The organism is Streptomyces sp. NPDC002784 (assembly GCF_053592135.1).
On record NZ_JBSFVD010000162.1, the window covers coordinates 1 to 1633 of the forward strand.

A 1633-nucleotide genomic window follows, 5' to 3' on the forward strand; every position below is an offset into this window, starting at 1 on the left:
CGTCTGGCTCCAGCGCGAAGGCGGCCTGGGGCTGGGCTTCCAGCACACCGCCGAACCAAAACTGGGCAAGAATCGGATGCACTTCGACATCACCTCCCCCGATCCCGCCGCCGAACAACAGCGCAGTGAGAGGCTCGGCGGGCGCAGGCTCGAGCAGTACGCCGAGGGCGGGTTCCTGGTGATGGCGGACCCCGAGGGCAATGAGTTCTGCATCATCCCCGAAGGGCCCTTCGAACTCGACGACGAGGGACGCGCCGACTACCTCGGCTGACGACCAGCCTGCCGAGCACGCTTGACGGGGATCGAGGCGGCATCGCGGTACTTGGCCCCGGTCGTGGCGGCGACGGTCAGCGGGAAGCGCTCCGGCCTACGACACCAGCCCAGTGTGTGGATCAGGGCGGCAGCCTGGGCACGGTGCGGGCCGCAGTGTCGCCGTCGCCCGGCTTTCCCTGCGGACGAGCTTCAGGCGGCTGCCGGCCGCTCGCGCAGCAGCAGTGCCGCGGTCCCTGCGACCGCCGCGGCAGCCAGTCCGTGGACGCCGTATGCGGTCGCCGCCGGGCCGCCTTCGCTCAGCACGGTCAGCATGTCGCCGGCCGGGACGACGGCCATGGCCGCCATGGCCAGCCCGAGTGCCTTGCGCTGTCCGGCCAGCAGCAGCGCGAGTATCACCGCTGCGAACCCGATGTCCCGCATGCCCTTGACCCGGAGGAAGCCTTCGCCCTGGTCCTGCGGCCAGGTCGGCAGCCCGAACCCTTCGGCCGTCGCCTGCGGGGCAAGCACGAAGCTGATCCCGGTGTAGAGGAGGAACAGGCCGCCGGCAACGGCGAGAAGGGTGGCGAGGCGCTTGATGGTCATGCCGGATCTCCTGAGGGTGTCGTACGGCAGGGAAGGGCGGAACACGGATCGACGGCAGGCATCACATCGCCCTGTGGGGATCGCCACCGCGCACGGACAGCAGCCATGCGCGCTGCGACTTCCTTCGCGGATGGCGTGGCCGGGACGCCGGTCCGCTGCCGAGCGGCAACCAGCCACCTGGCGTCGGCGGCTTGTGCGGGCATGTGCCGGTAGTTGGGGGGCGGCGGCGTACTCGGCGCCGCACCGGGCTGGTCAGGGGCAGATGATGTAGCGGCCGCGCAGGCCGGTCTGGGCGGTGGCCCGGTGGGCGTCGGCGGCTTGGCCGAGGGAGACGACCGCGTGGACGCGGGCCGGGAGTTCGCCTGAGGCGGTGCGGGCGAGGAGGTCGGCCAGGCGCGCGCTGTCGGGAGCGGTGACCACGCAGGCGACCGAGATCCCGCGCTCGGCGGGCGGTGCGAGGCCCGGCCGCATCCCGACGTAGGTTCCGCCGTCGCGAAGCAGCGCGAGCGCTTGCTCATTCAACTGGGCGCAGTCGACGACGGCGTCCCATTCCGGCTCGGCGTGTGTGGTGAGGCCGGCGCCGAGACTGCACACGAACTCCTCGTCTCCCGTGCGGGCGAGCCCCGTCACCTGCCAGCCGCGTTCCTGGGCGAGGACGGTGACGTTCGCTCCGACCGCCCCCTCTGTCGAAGCAGATGGTCCTGGTCCGCCGGCTCGTGGAGCTGGGCCGTGCCACGCGCGCGGAGTCGGGGGTCAAGACGCGTCAGCCGCTGCGGCG

Annotated in this window: 3 protein-coding genes; 1 reads left to right on the forward strand and 2 read right to left on the reverse strand. The window is 72.1% G+C overall.

Annotation, left to right across the window (positions count from 1 at the left end; all coding sequences use genetic code 11):
• Positions 1 to 271: VOC family protein (locus ACWD1Z_RS37465; RefSeq protein WP_451125386.1), on the forward strand; the 271-nt coding region annotated here is incomplete at its 5' end.
• A gap of 191 nt (positions 272 to 462) precedes the next feature.
• On the opposite strand, the gene ACWD1Z_RS37470 is transcribed toward ACWD1Z_RS37465, so the two are convergent.
• Positions 463 to 855, reverse strand: a complete 393-nt coding sequence (locus tag ACWD1Z_RS37470) for a DUF4267 domain-containing protein (RefSeq protein ID WP_451125388.1) — start codon at positions 853 to 855, stop codon at positions 463 to 465.
• Positions 856 to 1107: 252 nt separating this feature from the next.
• Positions 1108 to 1485 (reverse strand): zinc-binding dehydrogenase, encoded by a 378-nt coding sequence (locus tag ACWD1Z_RS37475; RefSeq protein WP_451125390.1) that lies wholly within the window; start codon positions 1483 to 1485, stop codon positions 1108 to 1110.
• Positions 1486 to 1633 lie beyond the last annotated feature (148 nt).